Source organism: Variovorax sp. GW460-12-1-14-LB1 (assembly GCF_059423605.1).
Genome location: NZ_JBWKYF010000024.1, coordinates 29,633 through 52,022, shown reverse-complemented (window position 1 = coordinate 52,022; position 22,390 = coordinate 29,633). Strand labels below are relative to the sequence as shown.

Here is a 22,390-nt window from a genome sequence, read left to right as displayed (position 1 = left end):
GCTTCGCCGCGGGTTCGGAAACCCGGTCCATGCCCGCCGCACCCCGCTCCAAGCCCCTGAAACGCCCCACGCAGGCGCGCGGCAAGTTCACCGTGCAGGCCATCTACGACGCCTTTGTTCGGATTTGGCGCGCGCAGGGCTGGGAGGGCGTGACCACGCGCGCCGTGGCGCTCGAAACCGGCATCGCCGTCGGCACCTTCTACGACTACTTTCCCGACAAGGAAGCCCTGCTCTCGGGCTATGTGCGCCACTGCGTCGAGGCGCTGCTGGCGCGGCTCGACGCGGACGTGATCGCGCCTTCAGGCATCGACTGGCATGAACGCACGCAGCGCCTCGTGCGCCTCACCTGCGACACGCGCATCGACGGCTTGCCCGCCTTCGACCACGAGATGCTGATGCTCGAGCACCGCGTGGCCGAGCCCAAGCACCACCGGCGCGTGTACGACGAGCTGCTCGCGCGCTGGACGCAGGCCTTCGCCGCCTGCCGCGACCTGCAGCCGCCGCCCTCGCCCGCCACCGTGCAGGCGCTGCTCACCGCCGCCTGGGGCGGGCGCCGCTACCGGCTGCTGGTGCAGCCCGACGACGCGACGGGCGACGCCTGGGTCGCCGAGATGGAAGCGATGGTCACGGCGCGGCTGTTGGCGCGCTGAGCGCCTGCAGCCACGCCAGCGTGCCCTGCAGCTCGGCCGGGCGGATCTCGTGTGCGCCCGGAAAGTCCGAGCCCGACAGCGCCAGCGGCAGCCCGCGCGCCAGCTCGCGCGTGGCCTGCGCGGCACTCGGCGGAATCACGTTGTCGGCGCTGCCGTGGCTCACCCACAGCGCCTTGCCCGCGAAGGCCTCGGGCGGCGCGATGTGCGGCACCACCTCGGGCAGCAGCCGGCTGTGCCACACCAGCGCGGCACGCAGTTTCTCGGGCTGCGTGAGCAGCAGCGACAGCGACATGATCCCGCCCTGGCTGAAGCCGCCGACCACCACGCGCTCGGGCGGAATGCCCAGCTGCTGCGACGCCGACGCGACCATCTCGCCGATGAGGAAGCGGCTTTCGCGCTCCTGTTCTTCGTCGATGCGGCGCCCGCCGTCGGCCAGCACCTGGAACTCGAACCACGCGTAGGAACCGGGCGACAGCACGTACGGCGCGCGCAGGCTCAGCACGTGGAACTGCGGCGGCATCATGCGCGCCAGGCCGAACAGGTCCTGCTCGTTGCTGCCCACGCCGTGCATCAACACGAGCAGCCAGGGTTCAGGGCCGCCCGAGGGTGCGGGATGGTGCAGGAACTGCAGGGGCAGATGGAGCGATGTCATGGGTCGGAAGTGCCTCGAAAAAATGACGGACGGCGCGGCTCAGCGAAAGCCCTTGGCCAGCGCCCGCGTGACCTCGGCCGAGGACACCTCGCGGCAGCCGGTGGCGTTCTGCCCCGACCACAGCGGAGAAAAGTCGCCGCTGCCCTGCGCCTCGGCCTTGGCGCGCAGCGGCGCGATGCCCGAGGTGGCGAGCGGAAATTCCGGCGCCGGGCCGATGGCGCCCAGCTCGCGCATCACGCGGTTGACGATGCCGCGCGCAGGCCGGCCGGTGAACAGGTTGGTGAGGGCCGTGTGGCGCGCGGCCTCGCTCTTCAGCGCCGCGCGGTGCAGCGCGCTGGTCATGGCCTCGGGCGTCAGCAGATAGGCCGTGCCGACCTGCACGCCGGCCGCGCCCAGCGCCATGGCCGCGGCCACGCCGTCGGCATCCGCGATGCCGCCCGCCGCGATCACCGGCACCTTCAGCGCACGCACCAGCTGCGGCAGCAGCGCGAAGGTGCCGAGCTGCTTCGTGAGGTCGTGCGACAGGAAGTGGCCACGGTGCCCGCCGGCCTCCAGCCCCTGCGCGATGACCGCGTCGACACCCTTCGCCTCGAGCCACAGCGCCTCGTCGACGGTGGTGGCCGAGACCAGCACCTTCGCACCCCAGCCGCGCACCTTGGCCAGCAGCGGCTCGGGCGGCAGCCCGAAATGGAAGCTCACCACCGGCGGCTTGAACTCGGCCAGCAGGTCGGCCACCTCGGCGCTGAAGGGGTTGCGCCCGGGGCCGGTCGGGATGCCCGCGGGGTCGATGCCGAACTCGGCGTAGTACGGCCCCAGCGCGGCGCGCCAGGCGGCCTCGCGTGCCTCGTCCGGCGTGGGCGGGGTGTGGGCGAAGAAATTGACGTTGAAGGGCTTGTCGGTGCCCGCGCGGATCGCCGCGAGTTCGCTGCGCATCGCGTCGGGGCCGAGCATCGCGCACGGCAGCGACCCCAGCGCGCCCTCGTTGCACACCGCGATCGCCATCGCGCTGGCCTGCGCGCCGGCCATCGGCGCCTGGATCAATGGAAGTTCGGTGCCGAGGATCTGTTGCAACGTCGTCATTCGGGGTGCGCTCCTGTGTCCGTGTGTCGAATGACGGCATTCTCCGGCGAAGCCGGTGGGCGCTGTGGCTGCGGGGTCATCGCGGGCGCAGCCGCCCGCCGGCTCAGCGCGCCTTGCCGAAGTCCTTCAGCTTGAAATCGGTGTCGTCCTGGTAGCCGTACAGGCGGCACACTGCGCGGAAGTCTTCCACCGCAAAGCCGGTCCATGTGTAGTTGCGGGCACGGCGGCCCGTCTGGCGGTTCTGCACATCGAAGGACAGCGAGGCCTTCGGCTCCGGCAGGTTGATCGTCTTGTGCAGGCTGGGCACGAACTTGAAATCTTGCGCCTCGAAGCGCTTGGAGGCACCGAGTGCCGTGCGCACGACGATGGCCTCGGGCGTGAACTCGTAGCGCGACACGAACAGGTAGTCGCGCCGCACCGCGACGATGACCACGAGCGCCAGCAGCAGCGTCACCGCATAGAACAGCGGCGTGTTGATCGTGCGGTCGACCAGGAAGCGGTAGGCGTAGTTGAACACCAGCGAAGTCAGGCCGACCATCAGCACCAGCTGCCCGAGCTGCATCAGCAGCCACTTGGCCTTGTTCGAGACGGAGACGATCACGACCGCTTCACTCCTCGCTGGTCCACTCCACCTGCACGCCCAGGCTGCGCAGGTTTTCCACGAAGCGCGGGTGCGCGCGCCGGATCGGGGTCGCGTTGCGGATCTCGGACTTGCCCTCGATGCTCGCGGCCACCATGAACAGCGCGATCGCCACGCGGATGATGTAGGGGCTCTCGACCACCGCCGGCGTGAGCGCGTGGCCGCCGAAGGTGATGAGCCGGTGCGGGTCGGACGAAAACACGTGCGCGCCGAACTTCGACAGCTCGCCGGTCCAGCCCAGCGCGCCGTCGTACACCTTGTTCCAGAACATCGCGTTGCCCTGCGCGCGCACGCCCAGCGCGATGAAGATCGGCAGCAGGTCGACCGGGAAGTACGGCCACGGCGCGGCCTCCACCTTGGTGAGCACGTTGCTGGTGAACGGCGTCTGCACCTTCAGCGGGCCGCTGCGGATGGCGCGCGACCAGCCGTCGGCATGCTCGATCTGCACGCCGAACTTGGCAAAGGTGCGGTCGATGAGCGGAAAGTTGCCCGGCGCGCTGTTGCGCACCACGACGTCGCCGCCGGTGATCGCGCCCAGCGCCAGAAAGGTGGTGATCTCGTGGAAGTCTTCGTCGAAGCGGAACTCGCCGCCACCCAGCGCGCCGCCGCCATGCACCGTGAGCCGCGAGGTGCCCATGCCTTCGATGCGCACGCCGATCATGGCCATGAAGCGGCAGAACTCCTGCACGTGCGGCTCCGAGGCCGCGTTGGTGAGCGTCGAGGTGCCGTCCGCGGCGGCCGCGCACAGCACGAAGTTCTCGGTGGTCGTCACCGAGGCGTAGTCCAGCCAGTGGTCGGTGGGCGTGAGCCGGCCGGGCGCATACACCAGCAGCGAGCCCTCGGTGCGCTCCACCTGGCCGCCGAAGCGCTGGAACACCTCCACGTGCGGATCGATCTCGCGCACGCCCAGCGTGCAGCCCTTGACGTTGTCCTCCAGCCGCGCCACGCCGAAGCGCGCCAGCAGCGGCGGCACCAGCATGATCGACGAGCGCATCTCCTCGGGCAGGCGGTGGAGCGCCGCATCGAAGGTGGTGGCGCGGTGGTGCAGTTCGAGCGTGCCGCTCTCGTGGTCCATGTGGACCTCGCTGCCCAGCGTGCGGAAGATGTCGAGGATCTTGCGCACGTCGGTGATGTCGGGCACCCCGTGCAGCCGCAGCGGCTCGCCGGTGAGCAAGGTGGCGCACAGCACCGGCAGCACCGCGTTCTTGTTGGCGGAGGGAATGATGCGGCCGCGAAGGGGCGTACCGCCGTGCACGATGAGGTTGGACATGAAAGGGGGCGAACAGAGGGGCGAAGGCACGAACTGTTCGCGCCGGACGGCGGAACTTTACCGTTGGAAACGACGGGTTTCCGGGGGCTCAGTTGTAAGAATTTGGAAACGCCCGCGGCGCGCCGGTGCGGCCGCGGCGTTGCCCGGGAGGCCCGTCAGGCCTTGCGCTGGAAGCCCGGCGCCTGGTCCACTTCGGTCGGCTTGTAGATCTTGTGCGCCGCCGTCGCGCTGCCCGCGTCGGCCACCACCAGCAGGCGCCACAGCGGCTCGCGCACGGCGCACAGGCTTTCCTCGGGCGTGAGCGCGAAGGTCGGCAGCGCCGGGGCGGTGCCCTTCACGACCACCTTGAGCAGCATCGCGCCCTTGGCGTTCGACACCTCGATGTCGTAGCCCAGCGCCTTGCTGGTGACGTCTTCCGCGTTGTAGCCGTAGCCCTTGAAGTGGCCCATGACATAGGCCATGGCGGCGGCCTGCACGGCGTCGGTCGTGGTCGGGCCGGCCGGGGCCGCGTCGGCGTCATCGGCCGCCGGCACGCCGCCACGGGCCTTGGCGGCCGTGATGTCGGCCTCGGTCGGCACCCAGCCGCGCGCACCGCGCACCAGCACGGCGAGCTGTTGTTCAGGCTCCCAGCTCGCGACGTGCCATTCGGCATCGTCGCGCACGCGGGTCGACACCTTGGCGCTCTTGTTGCTCTCGAGCTCGGCGATGGCGACGCGGTTGGTCTGCAGCACGGCGCGGAAGCCCTGGCCGGCGTCGAAGGTGCGCTTGAGCAGGGCCAGGCGGTCCTTGGCGCGCTGCGCCTGCTGGGCGCTGCGCACGCCGCCGCCGGGGCGGCGCTGGGCGTCGAGCGATTCCAGGTAGAACCAGCGGCCACCGGCCGCCACGCTCACGTACTCGCCCCAGATGGTGGCGATGACGTTGTCGCCGGTGGCGAGCCAGGCGTGCTCGAACGGCTTGTCGCGTGCGTCGAACACCCCCATCTTGGCGACGATTTCGACCGGCGTGAGGCGCGGTCCGGAGAGCCGCATCTCATCGATGGCGGCGAGCACGGAGGGGTCGACTTCCTTGTCCATTCAGCGGAATTCTGGCGAGTTGGGAGGGGGTGGGAGTATGCCGCATCGGCCGTCGCTCCCCGGTGCCCGGCGCCCCGCCGCGTGTACCCTCCGTGCCTTGAAAGCCCCCGCATGCACGACCTGCTGACCTCCTACTTCTGGCACGGCGACACGCTGCGCAGCCGCAGCGTGAGCGGCATCGTGCACGCGGCCCTGCTTGACGTGCCCGAGCCCCCGGCCCGCCTCGTGGCCGACTGGCAGCGGGAGATCGCCACGAACGTGCTGCTCGAACCCGGCGATGTCGAACCCATGCCGCTGGCCCGCGCGCGCACGCGCTGGCCCGACTACGCGCAGTGCGTGCAGGCGATGTCCGGCTGGCTGGGCACGCTGGGCCTGCCCGCGTCGCTGCTGCCTGCCAGCGACGTCGCCCTGATGGCCTGCCGCGGCGCCCGCTACCACCACGACGGCGCGCAGTACGGCGGCGCGGCCTTCTGCAACCTGTTCCTCAGCGAGGACAAGGGCCTGGACGTGCACTTTCCCGTCACGGGCCATCGCATTGCGCTCACGCGGGGCACGGCCCTGCTGTTCGACACGGGCCAGCCCCACGCCGTCGTGCCGCGCGGCAGCGACCACGGCTTCGACGCGGCCGACTTCCCGTCTTCGCTCGATCGCACGCAGCTGTTCCTGACCTGGGAGCTGTCGATCGAAGACGCGCAGGTGGCGCGCCTGCTCGGCGTCGGCTTCGATGTCGATCCGGCCACCGCGTCGCAGCTCGATGAAGAACAGGTGCGGGTGAACGGCGAACCGGCGCAGGTCTGCGCGAACTCCGGCCGCTGGCTCAGCGGCACGTAGCGAACGAACGATCAATCGCCCTGGCGGTAGTGGTTCCCCGGCCGCGCCGCCGAATCGATGATGTCCCGCCACGACTTTCCCGCGCTTCGCAGCTGCTCGATCGACGGGCCCAGCGTGTTGCCGTAGCGGCTGTGCGACCTGGCTTCGAGGGCCTGCAGCTCGTGCGAGGGCGTCAGCGCGCGGTAGTGCAGCTTGAGATCGTCCCGCTGCGCGAAGATCCAGCGCGCCACCTGTTCTTCACTCACACCATCGGCCAGCATCCGCGCAGCGGCAGGCCCCAGCTCGGCCACGGCCGCTTCGTAGGTCTTGCGTACGTTGAGGTCTGCCATGCGGACTCTGGAGTGGATGTGACGGGCGATTCGGCCCATTGTGCATACGGCGAGGGCGCTACAGTGGCTGTCCCCTCATCTCTTTTCGTGCATGCCCGGAGCCCAAACGATGCGCCACCTCTTCAACGTGTTCGGCCGTACCCTGCGCGTCGAAATGACCGATGCCCGCTGGCGCAGCCACTGGGTCGGCGCCGACGGAAAACTGGGCCTCGCCCAGCTCGCGATTCCGCCGGACGTGGCGCCGGCCGACCTCGCGCAGTACCTCTACGACATCTACCACGAGAACGCGACGCCGACGAACGGCGATGTCTTCGAGATCGGGGCGAAGTGAGCCCGGCGCGGCTATCGCTGCGCGGCCTTCGATGACGACCGAAACGCCAGCCAGGCCACGCCGCCAAACGCCAGCACGAACACCAGCAACGGCCCCACCTCCCGGGCCCTGAAGCCCTGGCTCGCGAGGTTGCCAAGCAAGGTCCACGGCACCAGCGGAAACGCGAGCAGTACCACCACCGCAGGCACATGCGCGTGCAGCGGAAACAGAACCAGCGCAAGGCCGGTCGACAACAGGCTCGCCACCAGGTACGCGAACAGAAGCTTGAACACCACTTTCATGCGGCGATTCTGACCGCCTCCTTGCCCAAGCCGGGGTGACAGATGACACGGCAATCTGCTACACCTCGCGGTACCCACCCGTCCCCCTGCGCAAGGAGATCCGACCGATGGCCCCAGCCAAGAAGCGCGTCGCCGCGAAGAAGCCCTCGCCCGCTGATACGAAAGTCCCCAGGATGCCGCACGGGGTGCTGACGCCGGCGCTGTCGTCGGGCAGCGTGCGGCTGCACGTGACCGGGCAGATCAAGCTCCTCAACAGCTGGGTCGACCTTCCGCCCGAGATGGCCGCCGCGATGGTGGCGCAGTCGGCCCATGCCGATGCGCCCGCCGCGGGCCACCTGCCGGGCGAAGCCTCCCCCGCCCTCACCGCCGCGCTCGCCGGCACGGCCGATGCGCTGTGCACGCGGCTCTCGCCGGTGTCGACCTTCGGGCTCGCGCAACTCCAGCGCCTGCCGATGGACGTCGAGACCTCGATGGACCCGCGCCTCCAACTGGCGGTGATGAACCGCCGCGCGGGCAAGCAGAGCATGCCCATCTCGTCCGCCGATGGCGACTCGGTGCCGGTGGTGGCGCGCGTCACCAGCCATGCCGAGTGGGCCGACATTCCGGACGTCGATGCGGGCTCCGACATCGGCACCGCCGACGACGGCACGGTGCTCGTCACGGGCCGCATTCCGCTGGGCAAGGCCGAGGCCATCCGCCAGCATCCAGCCGTGCTCAGCATGAAGGCCTCGCAGCCCGTGCTGCCGGCGCTGAACAACACCATTGCGTCGATGGGCGTGCAGGCCGACAACCCCGCACTCGCCGGCACGGCGGGCGGCGCCGGCGTGGTGATCGGCGTGGTCGACTCGGGCGGCGACTTCGCGCACCAGAACTTCCTGAAAGCCAACGGCAAGACGCGCCTGCTGGCGCTGTGGCAGCAAGGCGCGCCGGCCAAGGCCAACAGCCCCTACGGCTACGGCCGGCTCTTCGAGGCGGCGGACATCGACAAGGCGCTGAAGAAGGCCGACCCGTACAAGGCGCTGGGCTACGACCCCGGCGCGGGCATGCCGGGCAGCCCGGGTTCGCACGGCACGCATGTGATGGACATCGCCGGCGGCAACGGCCGGGGGTCGCTGCAACCCGGCGTGGCGCCCAAGGCCGACCTGATCTTCGTCGAGATGTCGGCCCGCGACATCGCCTGGACCGGCCACAACGCCGTGTTCAGCTCCTTCGGCGATTCGGTGCAGATGCTCGAGGCGGTGAAGTTCATCTTCGACCGCGCGGGCGACAGGCCCTGCGTCGTCAACCTGAGCCTGGGCACCAACGGCGGCCCGCACGACGGCACCTCGCTGGTCGAGCAGGGCTTCGACGCGCTCGTGTCGCAAAAGCCCAACCGCGCGATCGTGCTGGCGGCCGGCAATTCGCAGGAAGACAACACGCACACGGCGGGCACGGTGCCCGGCAACGGGCACCTCGATGTGTCGTGGACCCTGGTCAACGGCAAGGGCGGCGAGTTCGAGCTCTGGTACGGCGGCAGCCAGCGCCTGCGTGCCGAGCTGCTGGGCCCCGACGGCCAGGTGCTGGCGAGCGTCGCACCGGGAGAAAACTTTCCGCTCGGTGCAGGCAACGGCGAGATCGCCGCGTTCCTCAGCAGCCGCATCACCGACCCGAACAACAAGGACAACGTGATCGGCATCTGGCTCGCACCCAACTGGCCCGACGGCGAGTTCAAGGTGCGGCTGCACGCCCTGGCCGCCGACGACGTGCCGTTCCATGCCTGGCTCGAGCGCCTGGACAGCGGCCAATCGTACTTCGGCCAGCCGGTGAAGTCGCACCTGCTGGGCTCGCTGTCGACGGGAAAACTGTCGATCGTGGTCGGCGCCTACGACGCCCGCAAGACGGGCGAGCCCGCCGCCAGCTTCTCGAGCGCGGGCCCGACGCGCGACGGCCGGCCCAAGCCCGAGGTCAGCGCACCCGGCGTGCAGGTGAAGGCCGCGCAGTCGCGCACGAAGGACGGCATGGTGAAGAAGTCGGGCACCAGCATGGCGGCGCCGGCGGTGACGGGGCTGGTCGCGCTGATGCTGGCCAAGGCCCACAAAGCTGGAAAGAAGCTGACCATCGCCGACATCCGCGCCAGGCTGAAGGCGGGCGTCAAGCCCGGCGGCGGGCCGGCCGGCTGGGACCCGCAGCGCGGCGACGGCCGCGCCGGCAGCGGCGCGATCTGACGATCCAGCCATGACCCCCACGCCCGGTGCGGTTGTGCCGAACCCGAGCGGGGGGTGTAATCTGTGTTCCCGCCCCCATCTGCCCTCTCATGCCCATCGATTTGCGTTCGCTCAAGAAACTCGACTTCTCGGCCGCCCCCGCGCCGGTGTCGAGCGAGCGCGTCGTCGTGCTGGTCAAGCTGTGCGAGGGCGCCGAGCGCCCGGACTACATCGCCGCGCGCGCCGACATCTCGCCGGGCCTGTTCTCGGCCGAGATTCCGCTCGACAAGCTCCAGCAGCTCGAGGCCGACCCGGCCGTCGAGTCGGTCGAGCTGTCGCGCCGGCTGCCCAACATCTCCTGACTCGCGACCCACCCGGGTCGCTGCCTTCGCGCATGCCATGCCGGCAGGCGCCCGCACACGCGTGCCCCACAACTCAGCCCAAGGAACACCCATGAAAGTGCTCGACGATGCCGCGCGCGCGGCGGTCCGGTCGGTGATCGCCACCCACCAGGCGCAGCTGGCCGCCCTGCCCGGCTACGTGGCGGCGGAGCCGGGCTTTCCGCTGGTCGACGGCCGGTTCCTGCGCGAGCCCGCGGTGATCGTGCTGGTCGACCGCAAGCGGCCCTTGTCGGAGGTGCCCGTGGCCGAGCGCGCGCCCCGGCAGCTCGGCCCGTACCGCGTCTGCGTGATGCAGGCCGACCCCGCGCGGCAACTGGCCGCCAGCGCGGACTTCGAAGACACGGTGAACGCGCTCGCCGAAGCGGCCGTCGGCCTCGTCTACAAGCCGCCTGCAGGCCAGCCCATCGACAAGATCTACAACGTGAAGCAGCCCTTCCTGTGCCACGTCGGCCCCGACGCGGGGTGGCCGGTGCTGCGGCCCTTTCTCGAAGGCACCACGCGCTCGCTGTCGGTGGCGATGTACGACTTCAACGCCGACCACGTCGCCCAGGTCTTCATCGAACTCGTGCGCGACGGCGGCATCGCGGCGGCGCTGAGCTGGGACGACGGCATGACGAAAGAAGAACAGGTCATCCGCAAGAAGCTGCGCAAGCTGCAGCAGGAGGCCGACTTCACCGCCTGGCTCGTGCAGTGCGGCAAGGGCCGCCGCTTCGCCAGCGCGTACCACGAGAAAGTGGCGGTGCGCGACGGCAAGGCCTTCTGGCTGTCGAGCGGCAACTGGAGCAAGCGCAGCCAGCCCGACATCGACCCCGTGGCCACGCCCGCGCAGGCCAAGGGCATGTTCAGCAAGGGCAACCGCGAGTGGCACGTGATCTGCAGCGACGCCGTGCTCTCGAAGGTCTTCGAGAAGTACATCCTGCACGACCTCAAGGCCTCCGAGAAGGAAGAAGCCGACGGCGCCGCCGACGCGGCGCTGGACGTGGCGCCCAAGCTCACGTTGCCCGACGTGTTCGTGCCGCTCGACCACCTGCTGGAACAGGCCGTAGCCTTCGCGGGGCCGGTGGTGCCCGTCGAGCCTGCGCGGCTGCCGGCGGTGAAGACCACGGTGAAAGTCCAGCCCGTGCTCACGCCGGACAACTACCTGCCGCACATCAACGCGCTCATCGACAGCGCGCAGACCTCGCTGTACCTGCAGTTCGCCTACATCACCTGGAGCGATGCCGACAAGGACGCCGACTTTCGCGCGCTGCTGCGCAAGCTGGCGCAGCGCAGCACCGAGCCGGACCTCGACCTGCGCATCATCCTGGGCAGCACCAGCGCGGCCGACAACATCCGCAAGCTGGTCGAGGCGGGCTGCAACCAGGACGTGTTCCGCGTCCAGGGCAGCATCCACAACAAGGGCATCATCGTGGACGGCCAGGTGGTACTGGTGAGCAGCACCAACTGGTCGGGCGACGGCGTGCTGCGCAACCGCGACGCCGGGCTGATCATCCACAACGAAGACGTGGCGCAGTACTACCAGCAGGTCTTTCTCGACGACTGGGATTCGCGCGCCAGAAGCCGCGTGGACGACGACCCGCCGGTGACGCTGGCCTCAGCCGGCGCGCCCACGCCGCCGGGCATGGTGCGCATGTCGTGGAGCGACTATCACGGGTGAGGCGCCGCCTCGATGAAATCCACGGAGTGCAGCACCCGCCGCAGCTCCGGATCGTCCGAGGCCTGCCACGCCGGCAGCTGCGCCAGGAAGTGCGCGATGAAGCGCGCCGCCGCGTGCGACGGTGCCTCCTGCGCGCGGCGCACGATGCCCACGACGTTGCTGTGGAAGCGCTCGCGCAGCTGCAAGGTCACGAGCGCATGGCGCAGGCTCTCGGTTTCCACCAGCGGCCAGGGGCAGAAGGTGAGCATGTCGGTCTTGCGCACGAGGCCCAGCATCATCGACGGCGAATGCGCCAGCTGGATGCGCTGCACGGGCGCAGCCAGGCCGTGCTGGCGGAACAGGTTGTCGAGAAAGCTCGCGCCCTCGCCCGGCGTGAAGTTGAGCACCCAGTCGTCCTGCAGCAGCTCGGCCATCGACTGCGCGCCGGCCCGCGGATGGCCGCGGCGCGCCACCACCGTCATGTCGTAGCGGAACAGCGGCTGCGACTGCAGCCCCTGCATGGCCTCGTCGGGGCCGATGCGGCCGATCAGCAGGTCCAGGCTGCCTTCGCGCAGCCGCGGGTAGCTGAGCGCCGACAGGCCGTCGAACATCTCGAGCTGCACATGCGGCAGCTCCTCGCGGAACAGCGACACCACGCGAGGCAGCAGGGTCTGCGTGATCCAGGGCGTGATGGCCACGGTCAGGCGCTGCTGCGCACCGGTGTCGCGGTGGCGTGAGAGCGTGTCCTCGGCCTGGCGCAGCTGGGCCAGCACGCGCTGCGCATGCTCCAGCAGCTCCAGGCCGGCCGGCGTGAAGGCGATGCCGCCGCCGTGGCGCGTGAACAGCGCGACCTGCGCATGCGCCTCGAGTTCGCGCAGGCCCTGCGTGACCGTGGCCTGGGTGACGCCCAGTGCCCGCGCGGCGGCGCGAATGCTGCCTTCGGAGGCGACGGCGGCGAGATAGCGGAGCTGGTGCAGCTTCATGGCGGCCGATTATCCGCAGCCGTCCGCGGCGACAGGCTGCGCCCGCCTCCGCATGGCGGCGCCTGTCTGCCCCCGCAGGCAGCGAATTCCTAGACTCGCCGCAAGACAGCAAGGAGACAGATTCCCCCATGACGACCTACACCGTCGACAACGCCGCCGCCCTCGAGAGCGTGCTGCCCGCCGTGCGCGAGGTCGCGCCCGAGATGGTCGGCCTGCGCCACCGCATCCACGCGCACCCCGAACTGGCCTACGAAGAGCACGTCACCAGCGAGCTGGTGGCCACGCGCCTGGCCGAGTGGGGCTACGAAGTGCACCGCGGCCTGGCCGGCACCGGCGTGGTGGGCACGCTGACATGCGGCACGGGCACGCGACGCCTGGGCCTGCGCGCCGACATGGATGCGCTGCCGATCCAGGAAGCGACCGGCCTGCCCTATGCCAGCCAGGTGCCCGGCAAGATGCACGCCTGCGGCCACGACGGCCACACCAGCATCCTGCTGGCCGCCGCGCGCGTCATCGCGCAGGAGCGCAGCTTCGACGGCACGCTGCACCTGATCTTCCAGCCGGCCGAGGAAGGCCTGGGCGGCGGGCGCCGCATGGTGGAAGAAGGCCTGTTCGAGCGCTTTCCCTGCGACGCCATCTTCGCGCTGCACAACATGCCCGGCTTTCCGGCGGGCAAGTTCGGCTTCAAGGAAGGCTCGTTCATGGCCTCGTCCGACTCGGTCACGATCACGGTGACGGGGCGCGGCGGGCACGGCTCGGCGCCGCACCTGTCGGCCGACCCGGTGGTGGCGGCGGCGCACATCGTCGTGGCGCTGCAGACCATCGTGTCGCGCAACGTCGACCCGCGCGAGATGGCGGTGGTGTCGGTGGGCGCGATCCACGGCGGCGACGCGCCCAACGTGATTGCCGACAGCGTGCAGATGCGCCTCACGGTGCGCGCCTACCGCCCCGAGATCCGCGCCATGCTGCGCGAGCGCATCACCGAGCTGGCGCAGGCGCAGGCGGCCACGCTCGGCGTGAAGGCCGAGGTGGACTACCACTGGCGCTACCCCGCGCTGGTGAACGACGAGGAATCCACGCGCTTCGCACGGCAGGTCGCACACGACTGGCTGGGCGACGACGGCCTGCTGCCGCCGCTGGCGCCGCTCACGGGCAGCGAAGACTTCTCCTTCATGCTGGAGCGCTGCCCCGGCAGCTACCTGATCGTGGGCAACGGCGAAGGCGAGCACCACCGCACCGGCGGCTGCATGGTCCACAACCCCGGCTACGACTTCAACGACGCGATCCTGCCGATCGCGGCCAGCTACTGGGTGCAGCTGGTGCGGCGCTTCCTGGGCGCGCAGGCCTGAGCGGGCCTTTCGCCTTTCCTTTCCCATTTTTTCGTACTGGAACCGCGATGACCCGTCTTGCTTCTTCTTCCGTTTCGCGCCGCGTGGTCTTGAGTGCGCTCGGCGCCACCGCCCTCTGTGCCGCCGCCCCGGCGTTCGCGCAGGGTACCTACCCCGCCAAGCCCATCAAGCTGCTGGTCGGCTACGCGCCGGGCGGCTCGGTCGACATGGCAGCGCGCGTGGCGGCGGACATCCTGTCGGCCAAGCTCGGCGCGACGGTGGTGGTCGAGAACGTGACCGGCGCCGCGGGCGTGGTCGCGGCGCAGCGCGCGGTGAGCAGCCCGGCCGACGGCTACACGCTGCTGGCCGGCTCCAGCAACGAGATGGCGGCCACGGTGCTGGTGAACCCCGCACAGCGCTACGACCCGGTGAAAGACCTGACGCCCGTCAGCCTGCTCGCCTTCGCGCCCGTGCTGCTGGTGGCGAGTCCGAAGGTGGGCGTGAAGAACCTCGACGAATTCATCGCGCTGGCCAAGCGCAACCCCGGCAAGTACAGCTACGGCAGCTCGGGCGTGGGCTCGACGCTGCACTTCGTGGGCGAGCAGATCAAGCAGCGCGCGGGCCTGTTCCTCACGCACATTCCCTACCGCGGCACCGCGCCGCTCACGAGCGACCTGGTCGGCGGCACGCTCGACTTCGCGATCGTGTCGCCCACCGCCGCGGCGCCGTTCCTGCAGGGCGGGCGGATCGTGCCGCTGGGCGTGTCGTCGGCCAAGCGCTTTCCCGGCCTGCCGCAGGTGCCGGCGCTCGGCGAGCATCCGCAGCTGAAGGGCTATGAGCTGAGCGGCTGGTTCGCGCTCGCGGGCCCGAAGGACCTGCCCGCGCCCATCGTGCAGAGCCTGCGCGCGGCGCTGCAGGCCGGCCTGGCCGACCCGACGATCCGCCGGCGGCTGGAAGAAGGCGGATCCATCCCCGCCACGGGCAAGGAAGACCTCGGGCAGATCATGCGCGAGGACACGGCCAAGTACGCAACGCTGGTGAAGTTCGCGAACATGCGCGACTGAGGCCTGCCGGCCGTTTCAGCGCGGGGCGTCGCCGCCCTGGCGCTCCTCCACCCACCACTTCGCCTGCGCGGCATTCATCGCGCGCGCGTTGACAATCATTTCCTCGATCTGCGCACGCGTGGCCGGTGAATCGACCATCCACGCGGTCTGCACGGCATGCGCGGGCCCGCCTTCGGCGAGCCGGTATTCCAGACAAAAACGAACCTCATTGCTCATCGGTGATCGAACCCTCTCTCTTCGCCACCGATTCTGTCTGACTCAAGTGAAACAGAACGCTTCTTCGATGCGTCGCAGCCACAGGAAGTGATGGCGTTTTGAGGCCATTCGTTCACAATGATTGCACCGTTGTTGCAGCGGAAAGGAGTGTGAAACCATGTTCGACTTCTTGTTTCGGCCCACCCACACGGCCTATTTGAAACGTGCCTCGGCACTGCTCGAAGAGGCGCAGATGGCGCGCATCGAACACCAGGCTGCCGCAGAGCATCACAGCGCCCTCGCCCGCATGTACGCGGAACGTGCCCGCCGGCTCGAGAACGAGCTGTACCGGCAACCGCGCGCCGCGGAGCACGGCACCGAGGCAGTGGCGGTCGCGGTGGAAGACCGCCCGCAGCTGTACTCGCTGGATGGCAGCCGCAAGGCGACGACGCACCCGGCCGGCAGCTGACGCCGGCCCGCGCGATCGCCTCGAGGTCGCGCCCGGCGACAAGGGCGCGGCTGTGCCGATGCGGTGATCTGTGGTGATGTAATCCGGCTCCCCGGCCCTCACCGCGAGAACCCCATGCGCTTCATTGCCTGCATCGCCGCCTGCGCGGCCCTGGCCCTGCCCCAAGCCCACGGGCAAGCCGCCGCGCCTTACGACGGCCCGCTGTTCGACACCCACCTGCACTACAACCAGGAAGCCTGGGACGGCACCGCCGGCCCCTTCCCGCCCACCGAGGCGCTCGCGCGCATGCAGCGCAACCAGGTGAAGGCCATCATCGCGAACTCGCGGCCCAACGCCGGCACGCAGACCCTGGCCGCCGCGCGTGAGACCCGCGCCGCCGGCGTCACCGTGGTGCCCTTCGTGCGCCTGTACCGCAACCGCGACGACTACAACAACTGGTTCCGCGACGAAAGCATCCACGAGATGGTGCTGGCCGAACTGGCGCGCGGCACCGCCAGCGGCCCCTACCGCGGGCTCGGCGAGTTCCACCTGTACGAGAGCGCCAACGCCAACGGCCCTGTGGCCAAGAAACTGATCGCGCTGGCCGAAGAGAAAAAGCTCGCCGTGCTCGCGCACGTGGACGACGTAGCCGTCGACCTGCTGATGGCGAACGCGCCGTCGAAGGGCCGCGCGCTGCGCCTCATCTGGGCCCACACCGGCATCGGCGGCACGCCGGTCGAGCGCGTGCAGGCGATGCTGGAGCGCTACCCGCTGCTGATGGGCGAACTCTCGTACCGCCCCGGCCTGACCTGCGAGGACGGTCGCCTGTGCCCCGAGTGGCGCGCGCTGATCCTCAAGCACCCCGATCGCTTCATGGTCGGCTCCGACACCTGGGTCAACCAGCGCTGGAGCGCCTACGACGAGATCATGCGCAGCTACCGCACCTGGCTGGGCGACCTGCCGCCCGCCGTGGCGCAGCGCATCGCCTGGGGCAACGCGGCGGCGCTGTTCGACCTGCGCTGAGGCATCGCCCGCGCAGACGGTCTCAGGCGGCCTGATCGCGCCGCGCAGCCACCTCGCGCAGCCGCTGGTGCGCGGCGCCGTCCCACGCCACCGGCTGCTGGTTCTTCGCGCACAGGTAGTGGTGCGTGAACACGCCCAGGTAGGCGTCCAGCGTCTGCTGCGCGGCCTGCTCGCCGGCCAGGTCCATGCACATCGCCGCCACCTCGCTGGTGCAGAAGTGGTCGTCGCGGCCGGAGTTGCGCAGCTTGTACTGCGTGATCTGCTCGGGCTGCAGGCTCAGCACCGGCAGCCGGTCGAGGTAGGGGCTGCGGCGAAACATCTTGCGCGCCTCGGCCCAGGTCGCATCGAACAGGATGAAGAGCGGACGCTTCGCGCTGCCGCCGCCGGCCGCATCAGGCGACGAAGGAACGCCCAGCACCACGCGCTCGGGCGCCGCGTACTGCCCCGGGAACACCACGTAGGGCTGCCATTGCGGGTCGTTCAACAGCGCCAGCAGCGCGGGATCGGTCTCGGTGCGGGCCCAGCCGAAGGCGAAGGTGTCGGCCACCACATCGGCCACCAGCCACCCCGTGTTGGTGGGCTTGAGCGGCTCGATGTCGGCCATGAGCAGGCACACCCCCGCGCGCGTGGCCACCGGAGGACGCACGGCGCACATGCAATGGCTGGGCACCAGCCGGCAGCCCGCACAGCGCTCGCGCTTGAAGCCGCCACGGGCAAGAAAAGGCTTGGCGCTGCGCGCCAGGCGCGCGGCGCGAAGGAGGGAGACGGCGTGAGGCATGCACCGATTCTCGGTGGCGTGGCCGTCGGCGCCGTGCGGCTGCACGCGCTGGCTCGCTAGACCAGCCGCAGGTCCTTCACCGCCGCACCACCAAACACCCGCGCCACCTGCGCCGTCGACAGCCCGTACATCCGCTGGAACAACCCGCCCAGCACCGCCCGGTACTCGTTGAGCACCGCGTGGTCGCGGTTCTGGAACAGCGTGGCCTGCGTCAGCGGCTGCTGCTCACCCACGACGCGCCCGCCCGCCTGCGCGGCCAGGCCGCCGCCGAGCACCCAGTACACGGTGCCGTGCCCGTGGTCGGTGCCGCGGTTGCCGTTCTCGCGGAAGGTGCGGCCGAACTCGCTGACGACGACCACCACGGTCTGGCGCCAGGCAGGCTCGCCCATCTCCTGCGCGAAGCCGGCCACGCCGCGGCCCAGCTCTTCGAAACGGTTGGCCAGGTAGCCCTTGGCCGCGCCCTGCCCCACGTGGGTGTCCCAGCCGCCGACGTCGACAAAGCCGATGTCGTAGCGCTCGCGCATCAACAGCGCCATGCGCCGCGCGACCTGCTCGAAGCCCTTGGGGCTCATGGCGTTGCGGCTGGCGGCGTCCATCTCGGCCTGCATGGCGCGCACCACCTCGTCGCGCACCTGGAAGCCCTCGGCCACGGGCTGCGCGAGCACGGTGTTGCGGTACATCGACGCAATGATCTGGCTCTGCCGCGCATCGAGGGCCTGCCGCGCCACGCCCGCGAGCGCCATGTTGGCGGCCTTGGCGTCGTCGCCGCGCAGCACGATGGGCAGCTGGTCGGTGAAGGCGATGGGCGACACGTCGGCCAGCGGCCCGGCGCCGAGCACGCCGGCCAGCCGGTTGAGAAAGCCCGAGCGGTAGTCGCGCCGCGCGTTGTCGGGTGCCACGCCGAGCTCGATGGCGTCCTGCGTCTCGAAGTGGCTGCGCGTGAGGTCGTCGGTGCCGGCGAAGGCGATGAAGGCCGCCTGCTTGCGCTGGTACAGCGGTAGCACGCTCTGCGCGAGCGCGGGGTGCAGGCCCCAGTCGCCGCCGTCCAGCGGCAACGCGCCGTCGGGCGTGCCGGGCCGGGGGATGGCGATGTTGGGCCGCGAGGCGTAATAGAAGTCGCTGTTCGCGGTGGGCACCAGCAGGCTGGTGCTGTCATAGGCGCCGCGCAGGAACACGACGAGCAGCTTGGTGCCCTCGGCGGCGGGCGCGGCAACCACGCGCGCCGCGGCGCCGGCGAAGGGTGTGGCGGCGAGGAGTTGCAGCAGGTGTCGACGTTGCATGACGGTCCCTCTTTTCAACGCCGCATCAGCTCGGGCGATGCGAGCAGGAAGGTGTTCCACTCCGGTGGGTTCTTCGCCTGCGCGAGCGCCTGTTGCGTGTCGGTGCCCAGGCCGGGTTGCAGCGCACGCACGGCGCGCGACTCGGCCAGCGGCGGAAACGGCGGCTTCTCGAGCGGCGCCTTGTCGTCGGTGCGGAACAGCACGGCGCCGCCCGTGCCGATGGCGCGCGCGATTTCGAAGCGGGTGTTCATCTGGCCCGCGCTGGCCCAGGCGGCCTCGTTGAGCGGGTAGCCGTCGGGCGTCTCGTGGGCGTACAGGGTCTCGCCCATGCGGTTGATCCAGCCGATCATCGGCGTGGTGTTGAGCACCACGCGCTCGTCGTAGGCCAGCCGCACGCCCGCCACCACGTAGTGCACGGGGTCGCGGAACTTGCGGCCCAGCGAGGCCGCGAACTCGCGCGATTCGAACAGCGTCTGCAAGGTGGCGGCGATGTCGCCGTCGCTGCGCGTGAAGGTGGCGGCCATGCGATCGACCAGCGCGGGCGGCGGCTCGTCGGCCACGAAGTACACGGCGAGCTTGCGCGAGATGAAGCGCGCGGTGGCCGGCGCGCGCGCCAGGCGGTCGAGCGCCTCGTCGGTCTCGGCCAGGCCGCGCGCCTGGATGGGCTGGCCCAGGAAGGTCTTCGGGCCGTAGTCGTGCCGGTTCGGGTGGAACTCGAACAGGCCCTGGCGCACGTAGTCGGCGCGCACGGCCGGGCGCACCGCGGGCGGCGCCGCGTCGGGCGGCTGCACGCTGACGCCCACGCCGGTCAGCACGCGCGCCAGCTCCTGCACGTCGGCCTGCGTGTAGCCGCCGCCCACGCCCAGCGTGTGCAGCTCCATGAGCTCGCGCGCGTAGTTCTCGTTGATGCGGTTGGCGGCGTTCTGCGCGTTGTCGAGGTAGCGCAGCATGGCCGGATGCCGCGCGGTGGCGCCCAGCAGGTCGCGGAACTTGCCGAGCGCGTGCGGGCGGATGGCGTTCTCTTCGTAGTCACCGACCATTGCACGCACCAGGTCCTTGCGGATGCTGACGCTGAAGTGGTTCATCCAGAACCAGGTCATCTGCTCCTGCAGCTGGTTGGGCGCGTACAGCGCGCGCAGCAGGAAGCGCTGTTGCGCCTCGCGCGCGAGGGTGTTGAGTTCCTGCTGGTAGGCCGTGCGTGCGGCCTTCTTCGCTTCTTCGTCGGGCATGGCGTCGGCGGCCTTGCGCCGGGCATCGAGCGCGAAGACGAGCTGATCGAGCGGCGTGCGCGAGATGGCCATGGCGTCGATTTGCGCCTGCGCCGCCGCGGGCAGCGGGCGCGGCGCGGGGCGCAACTGGCGGCCCATCCAGCGCGGCAGGCCGTCGCGCACCAGTTCGGCCTGGCTGCCGGCGTTGGCGCCCCAGCTCACGCGGTCGAGCCAGCGCAGCTGCGCGGCGGGTGTGTCGGCGGCGTGGCCCAGCGCCGTGAGCGGCGGGCCCTCGGGGCGCAGCAGGCCGGTGGAACAGGCGGTGAGCGCCAGCACGGCGGCCAGCGTCACGGCGATCGCGCGCGAACGGTGCAGCTTCGGAAACGGCATGCGGACGATCATGCGCCCTTCAACCGCTTCGCGATGTAGGCGGTTGACCGACCTCGGCCCGCACTCAGGTAAAGCTGAAGGTCAGCTTCGTTTCAGGACGAAACGCCGGGGCCGCGGCCCTGCGCCCCCCGCCTCATCAGGCCGTGGCGGTGCGGCTGGGCTCCGCGCCCGCAATCTGCCGCAGCGCACGCTCGAACACCTCGACCGGCTGGCCGCCGGAGATCAGGTGCTGGTCGTTGATGATGATCGCGGGCACCGAATGGATGCCGGCGTCGGTGTACAGGCGCTCGCGTTCGCGGGTCTCGGCCGCGAACTCGTCGCCGGCCAGGATCTCGCGGGCCCGTGCCGCGTCGAGCCCTGCCTCGGTCGCCGCGCGCACCAGCACCTCGGGGTCCGAGGGGTTCTGGCTGTCGGTGAAGTAAGCCTTCAGCAGCAGCTTCTTCAGCGCCACCTGCTTGGCCGGGTCTTCCAGTTCGGCCCAGTGCAGCAGGCGGTGGGCGTTGAAGGTGTTGTACACGCGGGGCCGGCCCCCGGCGCTGAACTCGAAGCCGACGGCCGCGCCGCGCTGGCGGATCGCCTCGCGGGCCTGCGCCTGCTGCTCGAGCGACGAGCCGTACTTCTGGTTCAGGTGCTCGAAGGTGTCCTGGCCTTCGGGCGGCATCTGCGGGTTCAGCTCGAAGGGCTGGAAATGCAGCTCGGCCGAGACCTCCGGCGCCACCCGTTTCAGGGCGGCCTCGAGCGAGCCGAGGCCCACGGCGCACCAGGGGCAGGAGACATCGGAAACGAAATCGATCTTGAGATGGGCGGTCATGGCGCCATTCTTCATGGCGCCACAACCCCTTTGTGCGCGCGGGGTCTTCGCCCCCCGAGCTCAGGCCATGGCCTTGCGGCGCTCGCGCTCCATGCGGGCGCTGGCCAGCGTTTCTTCGCGCAGCCGGTCGTACTCGGCCTTGTCGACCGGCACGGCGTTCGGGTTGCCCAGGTCGCGCATGTGGACGCGGTAGGTCTCGCGGGCGCTCATGGCGGCCAGCGCGGCCAGCACGGTCACGGCGAAGGTGATGGCACCCACGGTGAACCAGATGTTGGTCGAGCCCGGAGGCGCCACGGCAGCGAACAGCGCGGGCAGCAGCGCGGTGAAGGTGGTGCCGATGTTCTGCGAGATGGCCATGGCCGACACGCGGTTGCGGGTGCGGAACAGCTCCGGGTAGAAGCTCGGGAAGGTCGCGTTGTAGCCCTGGTACACGACGCCCCACATCAAGAGCGACATGCAGATGGCCAGCGGCACGTTCTTGATGCTGATGGCGTACAGGTACACGAACGACAGCAGGCCCGAAGCCAGTGCGCCCACGATGATCGGCGGCTTGCGGCCGATGCGGTCCGACAGGTTGCCCACGAACGGGATCACCAGCACGGCCAGGATGTTGCCCAGCACGGGAATCCACAGGTACACGTCTTTCTGGAAGCCGATGCCGTAGGCGGCCTGCACCGCGTAGGCCGCGCCGAACACGGTGGCGACCACGGGAATCACGTTCATCAGCGCCATGCAGATCACGCGCAGCATGTCGCCCCAGCTGTCGGTCAGCGCCTGGACGATGGGCGCCTTGGCCACTTCGCCCTTCTGGTCGACTTCGGCGAAGGCCGGCGTCTCGTCGACCTCGCGGCGGATGATGTAGCCGGCCACGATCACGATGAAGCTCAGCAGGAACGGAATGCGCCAGCCCCACGAGTTGAAGGACTCTTCAGGCATGTAGTGCGCCAGCGGCAGGAACACGGCGGCCGCCAGGATCTGGCCGGCCTGCACGCCCTGCAAGGTGAAGCTCGCGAAGAAGCCGCGGCGCCCGAACGGCGCGTGCTCCAGGATCATCGAGCTCGCGCCCGAAATTTCGCCGGCCACGGCGAAGCCCTGCACCAGGCGCAGGAACACCAGCAGCGCCGGTGCCAGCAGGCCGACCTGGTCGTAGGTCGGCAGCAGGCCCACGGCCACGGTCGAGAAGCCCATCAGGAACATGCACAGCACCAGCACCTGCTTGCGCCCGTGCGTGTCGCCCCAGTGGCCGAGCACGAAGGCGCCGATGGGGCGCGCGACATAGCCCACGCCGTAGGTCGCGAGCGACGCGATGATGGCCGTGGTCGGGTCGCCCTTGGGGAAGAAGATCTGCGGAAAGATCAGCGCCGCGGCGGTGGCGTAGATGAAGAAGTCGTAGTACTCCAGCGCCGAGCCGATCCAGCCGCTGGCGGCGGCTTTCCTCGACTGGTGCTTGCCTTGCGGCTCTTTGGCGGATGGGTGGGCCATGGGTTGTCTCCAGTGGTGTGACGAAGGTGTCGGATGCGAGGGG

General features: G+C 70.2%; 24 protein-coding genes. 10 read left to right on the top strand and 14 right to left on the bottom strand.

The window, feature by feature from the left end:
• Positions 1-29: 29 nt before the first annotated feature.
• A complete protein-coding gene (locus AC07Y4_RS14660; protein WP_487847271.1) occupies positions 30-650 on the top strand; it encodes a TetR/AcrR family transcriptional regulator in 621 nt (206 codons plus the stop codon).
• Here the strand turns inward: AC07Y4_RS14660 and AC07Y4_RS14655 are convergent.
• From AC07Y4_RS14655 to AC07Y4_RS14635, 5 genes are all read right to left on the bottom strand, one after another.
• Positions 625-1,302 carry an alpha/beta hydrolase gene (locus AC07Y4_RS14655; protein WP_062474402.1) on the bottom strand — a complete coding sequence of 226 codons (678 nt, stop codon included), beginning with the start codon at positions 1,300-1,302 and terminating at the stop codon, positions 625-627. The two genes, AC07Y4_RS14660 and AC07Y4_RS14655, sit on opposite strands and share 26 nt — an antisense overlap.
• A gap of 39 nt (positions 1,303-1,341) precedes the next feature.
• Positions 1,342-2,382 (bottom strand): NAD(P)H-dependent flavin oxidoreductase, encoded by a 1,041-nt coding sequence (locus AC07Y4_RS14650; RefSeq protein ID WP_487847272.1) that lies wholly within the window; start codon positions 2,380-2,382, stop codon positions 1,342-1,344.
• A gap of 103 nt (positions 2,383-2,485) precedes the next feature.
• Positions 2,486-2,983, bottom strand: a complete 498-nt coding sequence (locus tag AC07Y4_RS14645) for a hypothetical protein (protein ID WP_487847273.1) — start codon at positions 2,981-2,983, stop codon at positions 2,486-2,488.
• Positions 2,984-2,990: 7 nt separating this feature from the next.
• A complete protein-coding gene (locus AC07Y4_RS14640) occupies positions 2,991-4,292 on the bottom strand; it encodes a UDP-N-acetylglucosamine 1-carboxyvinyltransferase (protein WP_487847274.1) in 1,302 nt (433 codons plus the stop codon).
• Between the two features lie 155 nt (positions 4,293-4,447).
• On the bottom strand, positions 4,448-5,365 hold the full coding sequence (locus AC07Y4_RS14635) for a protein NO VEIN domain-containing protein (protein WP_095947426.1): 918 nt from the start codon (positions 5,363-5,365) through the stop codon (positions 4,448-4,450).
• Positions 5,366-5,476: 111 nt separating this feature from the next.
• Here AC07Y4_RS14635 and AC07Y4_RS14630 point away from each other — a divergent pair, with 111 nt between their 5' ends.
• Positions 5,477-6,196, top strand: coding sequence for a hypothetical protein (locus AC07Y4_RS14630; RefSeq protein ID WP_487847275.1), 720 nt, complete (start codon positions 5,477-5,479; stop codon positions 6,194-6,196).
• Positions 6,197-6,207: 11 nt separating this feature from the next.
• Here the strand turns inward: AC07Y4_RS14630 and AC07Y4_RS14625 are convergent, their stop codons facing one another.
• Positions 6,208-6,525: a hemagglutinin gene (locus tag AC07Y4_RS14625; RefSeq protein ID WP_354346455.1), complete on the bottom strand. Its 318-nt coding sequence runs from the start codon at positions 6,523-6,525 to the stop codon at positions 6,208-6,210.
• A gap of 91 nt (positions 6,526-6,616) precedes the next feature.
• On the opposite strand from AC07Y4_RS14625, the gene AC07Y4_RS14620 reads away from it, so the two are divergent.
• Positions 6,617-6,856 (top strand): DUF7661 family protein, encoded by a 240-nt coding sequence (locus AC07Y4_RS14620; RefSeq protein ID WP_495274767.1) that lies wholly within the window; start codon positions 6,617-6,619, stop codon positions 6,854-6,856.
• An 11-nt stretch (positions 6,857-6,867) separates the two neighbouring features.
• Here AC07Y4_RS14620 and AC07Y4_RS14615 read toward each other — a convergent pair whose 3' ends face one another.
• The gene (locus tag AC07Y4_RS14615; protein ID WP_487847276.1) at positions 6,868-7,137 is read right to left on the bottom strand and encodes a hypothetical protein; all 270 of its coding nucleotides are present in this window, start codon (positions 7,135-7,137) and stop codon (positions 6,868-6,870) included.
• Between the two features lie 107 nt (positions 7,138-7,244).
• On the opposite strand from AC07Y4_RS14615, the gene AC07Y4_RS14610 reads away from it, so the two are divergent.
• The 3 genes from AC07Y4_RS14610 (at position 7,245) to AC07Y4_RS14600 (ending at position 11,378) form a co-directional block, all read left to right on the top strand.
• Positions 7,245-9,341 carry a S8 family serine peptidase gene (locus tag AC07Y4_RS14610; protein ID WP_487847277.1) on the top strand — a complete coding sequence of 699 codons (2,097 nt, stop codon included), beginning with the start codon at positions 7,245-7,247 and terminating at the stop codon, positions 9,339-9,341.
• Between the two features lie 89 nt (positions 9,342-9,430).
• Positions 9,431-9,682 carry a cell division protein FtsQ/DivIB gene (locus AC07Y4_RS14605; RefSeq protein WP_487847278.1) on the top strand — a complete coding sequence of 84 codons (252 nt, stop codon included), beginning with the start codon at positions 9,431-9,433 and terminating at the stop codon, positions 9,680-9,682.
• A gap of 91 nt (positions 9,683-9,773) precedes the next feature.
• Entirely contained in the window at positions 9,774-11,378 is a 1,605-nt protein-coding gene (locus tag AC07Y4_RS14600) for a phospholipase D-like domain-containing protein (RefSeq protein ID WP_487847279.1), read from the top strand.
• On the opposite strand, the gene AC07Y4_RS14595 is transcribed toward AC07Y4_RS14600, so the two are convergent.
• Entirely contained in the window at positions 11,369-12,340 is a 972-nt protein-coding gene (locus AC07Y4_RS14595; RefSeq protein ID WP_487847280.1) for a LysR family transcriptional regulator, read from the bottom strand. The two genes, AC07Y4_RS14600 and AC07Y4_RS14595, sit on opposite strands and share 10 nt — an antisense overlap.
• 128 nt (positions 12,341-12,468) lie before the next feature.
• On the opposite strand from AC07Y4_RS14595, the gene AC07Y4_RS14590 reads away from it, so the two are divergent.
• Together AC07Y4_RS14590 and AC07Y4_RS14585 are read left to right on the top strand one after the other, a co-directional pair.
• Entirely contained in the window at positions 12,469-13,689 is a 1,221-nt protein-coding gene (locus tag AC07Y4_RS14590) for a M20 aminoacylase family protein (protein WP_487847281.1), read from the top strand.
• Positions 13,690-13,736: 47 nt separating this feature from the next.
• Positions 13,737-14,732 carry a Bug family tripartite tricarboxylate transporter substrate binding protein gene (locus AC07Y4_RS14585; protein WP_487847282.1) on the top strand — a complete coding sequence of 332 codons (996 nt, stop codon included), beginning with the start codon at positions 13,737-13,739 and terminating at the stop codon, positions 14,730-14,732.
• A gap of 15 nt (positions 14,733-14,747) precedes the next feature.
• Here the strand turns inward: AC07Y4_RS14585 and AC07Y4_RS14580 are convergent, their stop codons facing one another.
• Entirely contained in the window at positions 14,748-14,948 is a 201-nt protein-coding gene (locus tag AC07Y4_RS14580; RefSeq protein ID WP_062474379.1) for a hypothetical protein, read from the bottom strand.
• 157 nt (positions 14,949-15,105) lie between these two features.
• On the opposite strand from AC07Y4_RS14580, the gene AC07Y4_RS14575 reads away from it, so the two are divergent.
• Together AC07Y4_RS14575 and AC07Y4_RS14570 are read left to right on the top strand one after the other, a co-directional pair.
• The gene (locus AC07Y4_RS14575) at positions 15,106-15,396 is read left to right on the top strand and encodes a hypothetical protein (RefSeq protein ID WP_062474377.1); all 291 of its coding nucleotides are present in this window, start codon (positions 15,106-15,108) and stop codon (positions 15,394-15,396) included.
• A 114-nt stretch (positions 15,397-15,510) separates the two neighbouring features.
• The gene (locus tag AC07Y4_RS14570) at positions 15,511-16,398 is read left to right on the top strand and encodes an amidohydrolase family protein (protein ID WP_487847283.1); all 888 of its coding nucleotides are present in this window, start codon (positions 15,511-15,513) and stop codon (positions 16,396-16,398) included.
• A gap of 22 nt (positions 16,399-16,420) precedes the next feature.
• Here the strand turns inward: AC07Y4_RS14570 and AC07Y4_RS14565 are convergent, their stop codons facing one another.
• From AC07Y4_RS14565 to AC07Y4_RS14545, 5 genes are all read right to left on the bottom strand, one after another.
• A complete protein-coding gene (locus tag AC07Y4_RS14565) occupies positions 16,421-17,176 on the bottom strand; it encodes a tRNA-uridine aminocarboxypropyltransferase (protein WP_487847284.1) in 756 nt (251 codons plus the stop codon).
• A 56-nt stretch (positions 17,177-17,232) separates the two neighbouring features.
• Positions 17,233-18,456, bottom strand: a complete 1,224-nt coding sequence (locus AC07Y4_RS14560; RefSeq protein WP_487847285.1) for a DUF1501 domain-containing protein — start codon at positions 18,454-18,456, stop codon at positions 17,233-17,235.
• 14 nt (positions 18,457-18,470) lie between these two features.
• A complete protein-coding gene (locus AC07Y4_RS14555) occupies positions 18,471-20,054 on the bottom strand; it encodes a DUF1800 domain-containing protein (protein ID WP_495274766.1) in 1,584 nt (527 codons plus the stop codon).
• Between the two features lie 136 nt (positions 20,055-20,190).
• Positions 20,191-20,865: a DsbA family oxidoreductase gene (locus AC07Y4_RS14550; protein WP_487847287.1), complete on the bottom strand. Its 675-nt coding sequence runs from the start codon at positions 20,863-20,865 to the stop codon at positions 20,191-20,193.
• 60 nt (positions 20,866-20,925) lie between these two features.
• On the bottom strand, positions 20,926-22,347 hold the full coding sequence (locus AC07Y4_RS14545) for an MFS transporter (protein WP_487847288.1): 1,422 nt from the start codon (positions 22,345-22,347) through the stop codon (positions 20,926-20,928).
• Positions 22,348-22,390: the final 43 nt, after the last annotated feature.

Bases quoted from the DNA above. Each gene is read 5' to 3' on its own strand.
- AC07Y4_RS14625 (WP_354346455.1), bottom strand. From the start codon at position 6,525: ATGGCAGACCTCAACGTACGCAAGACCTACGAAGCGGCCGTGGCCGAG.
- AC07Y4_RS14655 (WP_062474402.1), bottom strand. From the start codon at position 1,302: ATGACATCGCTCCATCTGCCCCTGCAGTTCCTGCACCATCCCGCACCC.
- AC07Y4_RS14590 (WP_487847281.1), top strand. From the start codon at position 12,469: ATGACGACCTACACCGTCGACAACGCCGCCGCCCTCGAGAGCGTGCTG.
- AC07Y4_RS14605 (WP_487847278.1), top strand. From the start codon at position 9,431: ATGCCCATCGATTTGCGTTCGCTCAAGAAACTCGACTTCTCGGCCGCC.
- AC07Y4_RS14595 (WP_487847280.1), bottom strand. From the start codon at position 12,340: ATGAAGCTGCACCAGCTCCGCTATCTCGCCGCCGTCGCCTCCGAAGGC.
- AC07Y4_RS14550 (WP_487847287.1), bottom strand. From the start codon at position 20,865: ATGACCGCCCATCTCAAGATCGATTTCGTTTCCGATGTCTCCTGCCCC.
- AC07Y4_RS14570 (WP_487847283.1), top strand. From the start codon at position 15,511: ATGCGCTTCATTGCCTGCATCGCCGCCTGCGCGGCCCTGGCCCTGCCC.
- AC07Y4_RS14630 (WP_487847275.1), top strand. From the start codon at position 5,477: ATGCACGACCTGCTGACCTCCTACTTCTGGCACGGCGACACGCTGCGC.
- AC07Y4_RS14575 (WP_062474377.1), top strand. From the start codon at position 15,106: ATGTTCGACTTCTTGTTTCGGCCCACCCACACGGCCTATTTGAAACGT.
- AC07Y4_RS14560 (WP_487847285.1), bottom strand. From the start codon at position 18,456: ATGCAACGTCGACACCTGCTGCAACTCCTCGCCGCCACACCCTTCGCC.
- AC07Y4_RS14555 (WP_495274766.1), bottom strand. From the start codon at position 20,054: ATGCCGTTTCCGAAGCTGCACCGTTCGCGCGCGATCGCCGTGACGCTG.
- AC07Y4_RS14620 (WP_495274767.1), top strand. From the start codon at position 6,617: ATGCCCGGAGCCCAAACGATGCGCCACCTCTTCAACGTGTTCGGCCGT.
- AC07Y4_RS14650 (WP_487847272.1), bottom strand. From the start codon at position 2,382: ATGACGACGTTGCAACAGATCCTCGGCACCGAACTTCCATTGATCCAG.
- AC07Y4_RS14615 (WP_487847276.1), bottom strand. From the start codon at position 7,137: ATGAAAGTGGTGTTCAAGCTTCTGTTCGCGTACCTGGTGGCGAGCCTG.
- AC07Y4_RS14600 (WP_487847279.1), top strand. From the start codon at position 9,774: ATGAAAGTGCTCGACGATGCCGCGCGCGCGGCGGTCCGGTCGGTGATC.
- AC07Y4_RS14640 (WP_487847274.1), bottom strand. From the start codon at position 4,292: ATGTCCAACCTCATCGTGCACGGCGGTACGCCCCTTCGCGGCCGCATC.
- AC07Y4_RS14635 (WP_095947426.1), bottom strand. From the start codon at position 5,365: ATGGACAAGGAAGTCGACCCCTCCGTGCTCGCCGCCATCGATGAGATG.
- AC07Y4_RS14610 (WP_487847277.1), top strand. From the start codon at position 7,245: ATGGCCCCAGCCAAGAAGCGCGTCGCCGCGAAGAAGCCCTCGCCCGCT.
- AC07Y4_RS14545 (WP_487847288.1), bottom strand. From the start codon at position 22,347: ATGGCCCACCCATCCGCCAAAGAGCCGCAAGGCAAGCACCAGTCGAGG.
- AC07Y4_RS14660 (WP_487847271.1), top strand. From the start codon at position 30: ATGCCCGCCGCACCCCGCTCCAAGCCCCTGAAACGCCCCACGCAGGCG.
- AC07Y4_RS14585 (WP_487847282.1), top strand. From the start codon at position 13,737: ATGACCCGTCTTGCTTCTTCTTCCGTTTCGCGCCGCGTGGTCTTGAGT.
- AC07Y4_RS14565 (WP_487847284.1), bottom strand. From the start codon at position 17,176: ATGCCTCACGCCGTCTCCCTCCTTCGCGCCGCGCGCCTGGCGCGCAGC.
- AC07Y4_RS14580 (WP_062474379.1), bottom strand. From the start codon at position 14,948: ATGAGCAATGAGGTTCGTTTTTGTCTGGAATACCGGCTCGCCGAAGGC.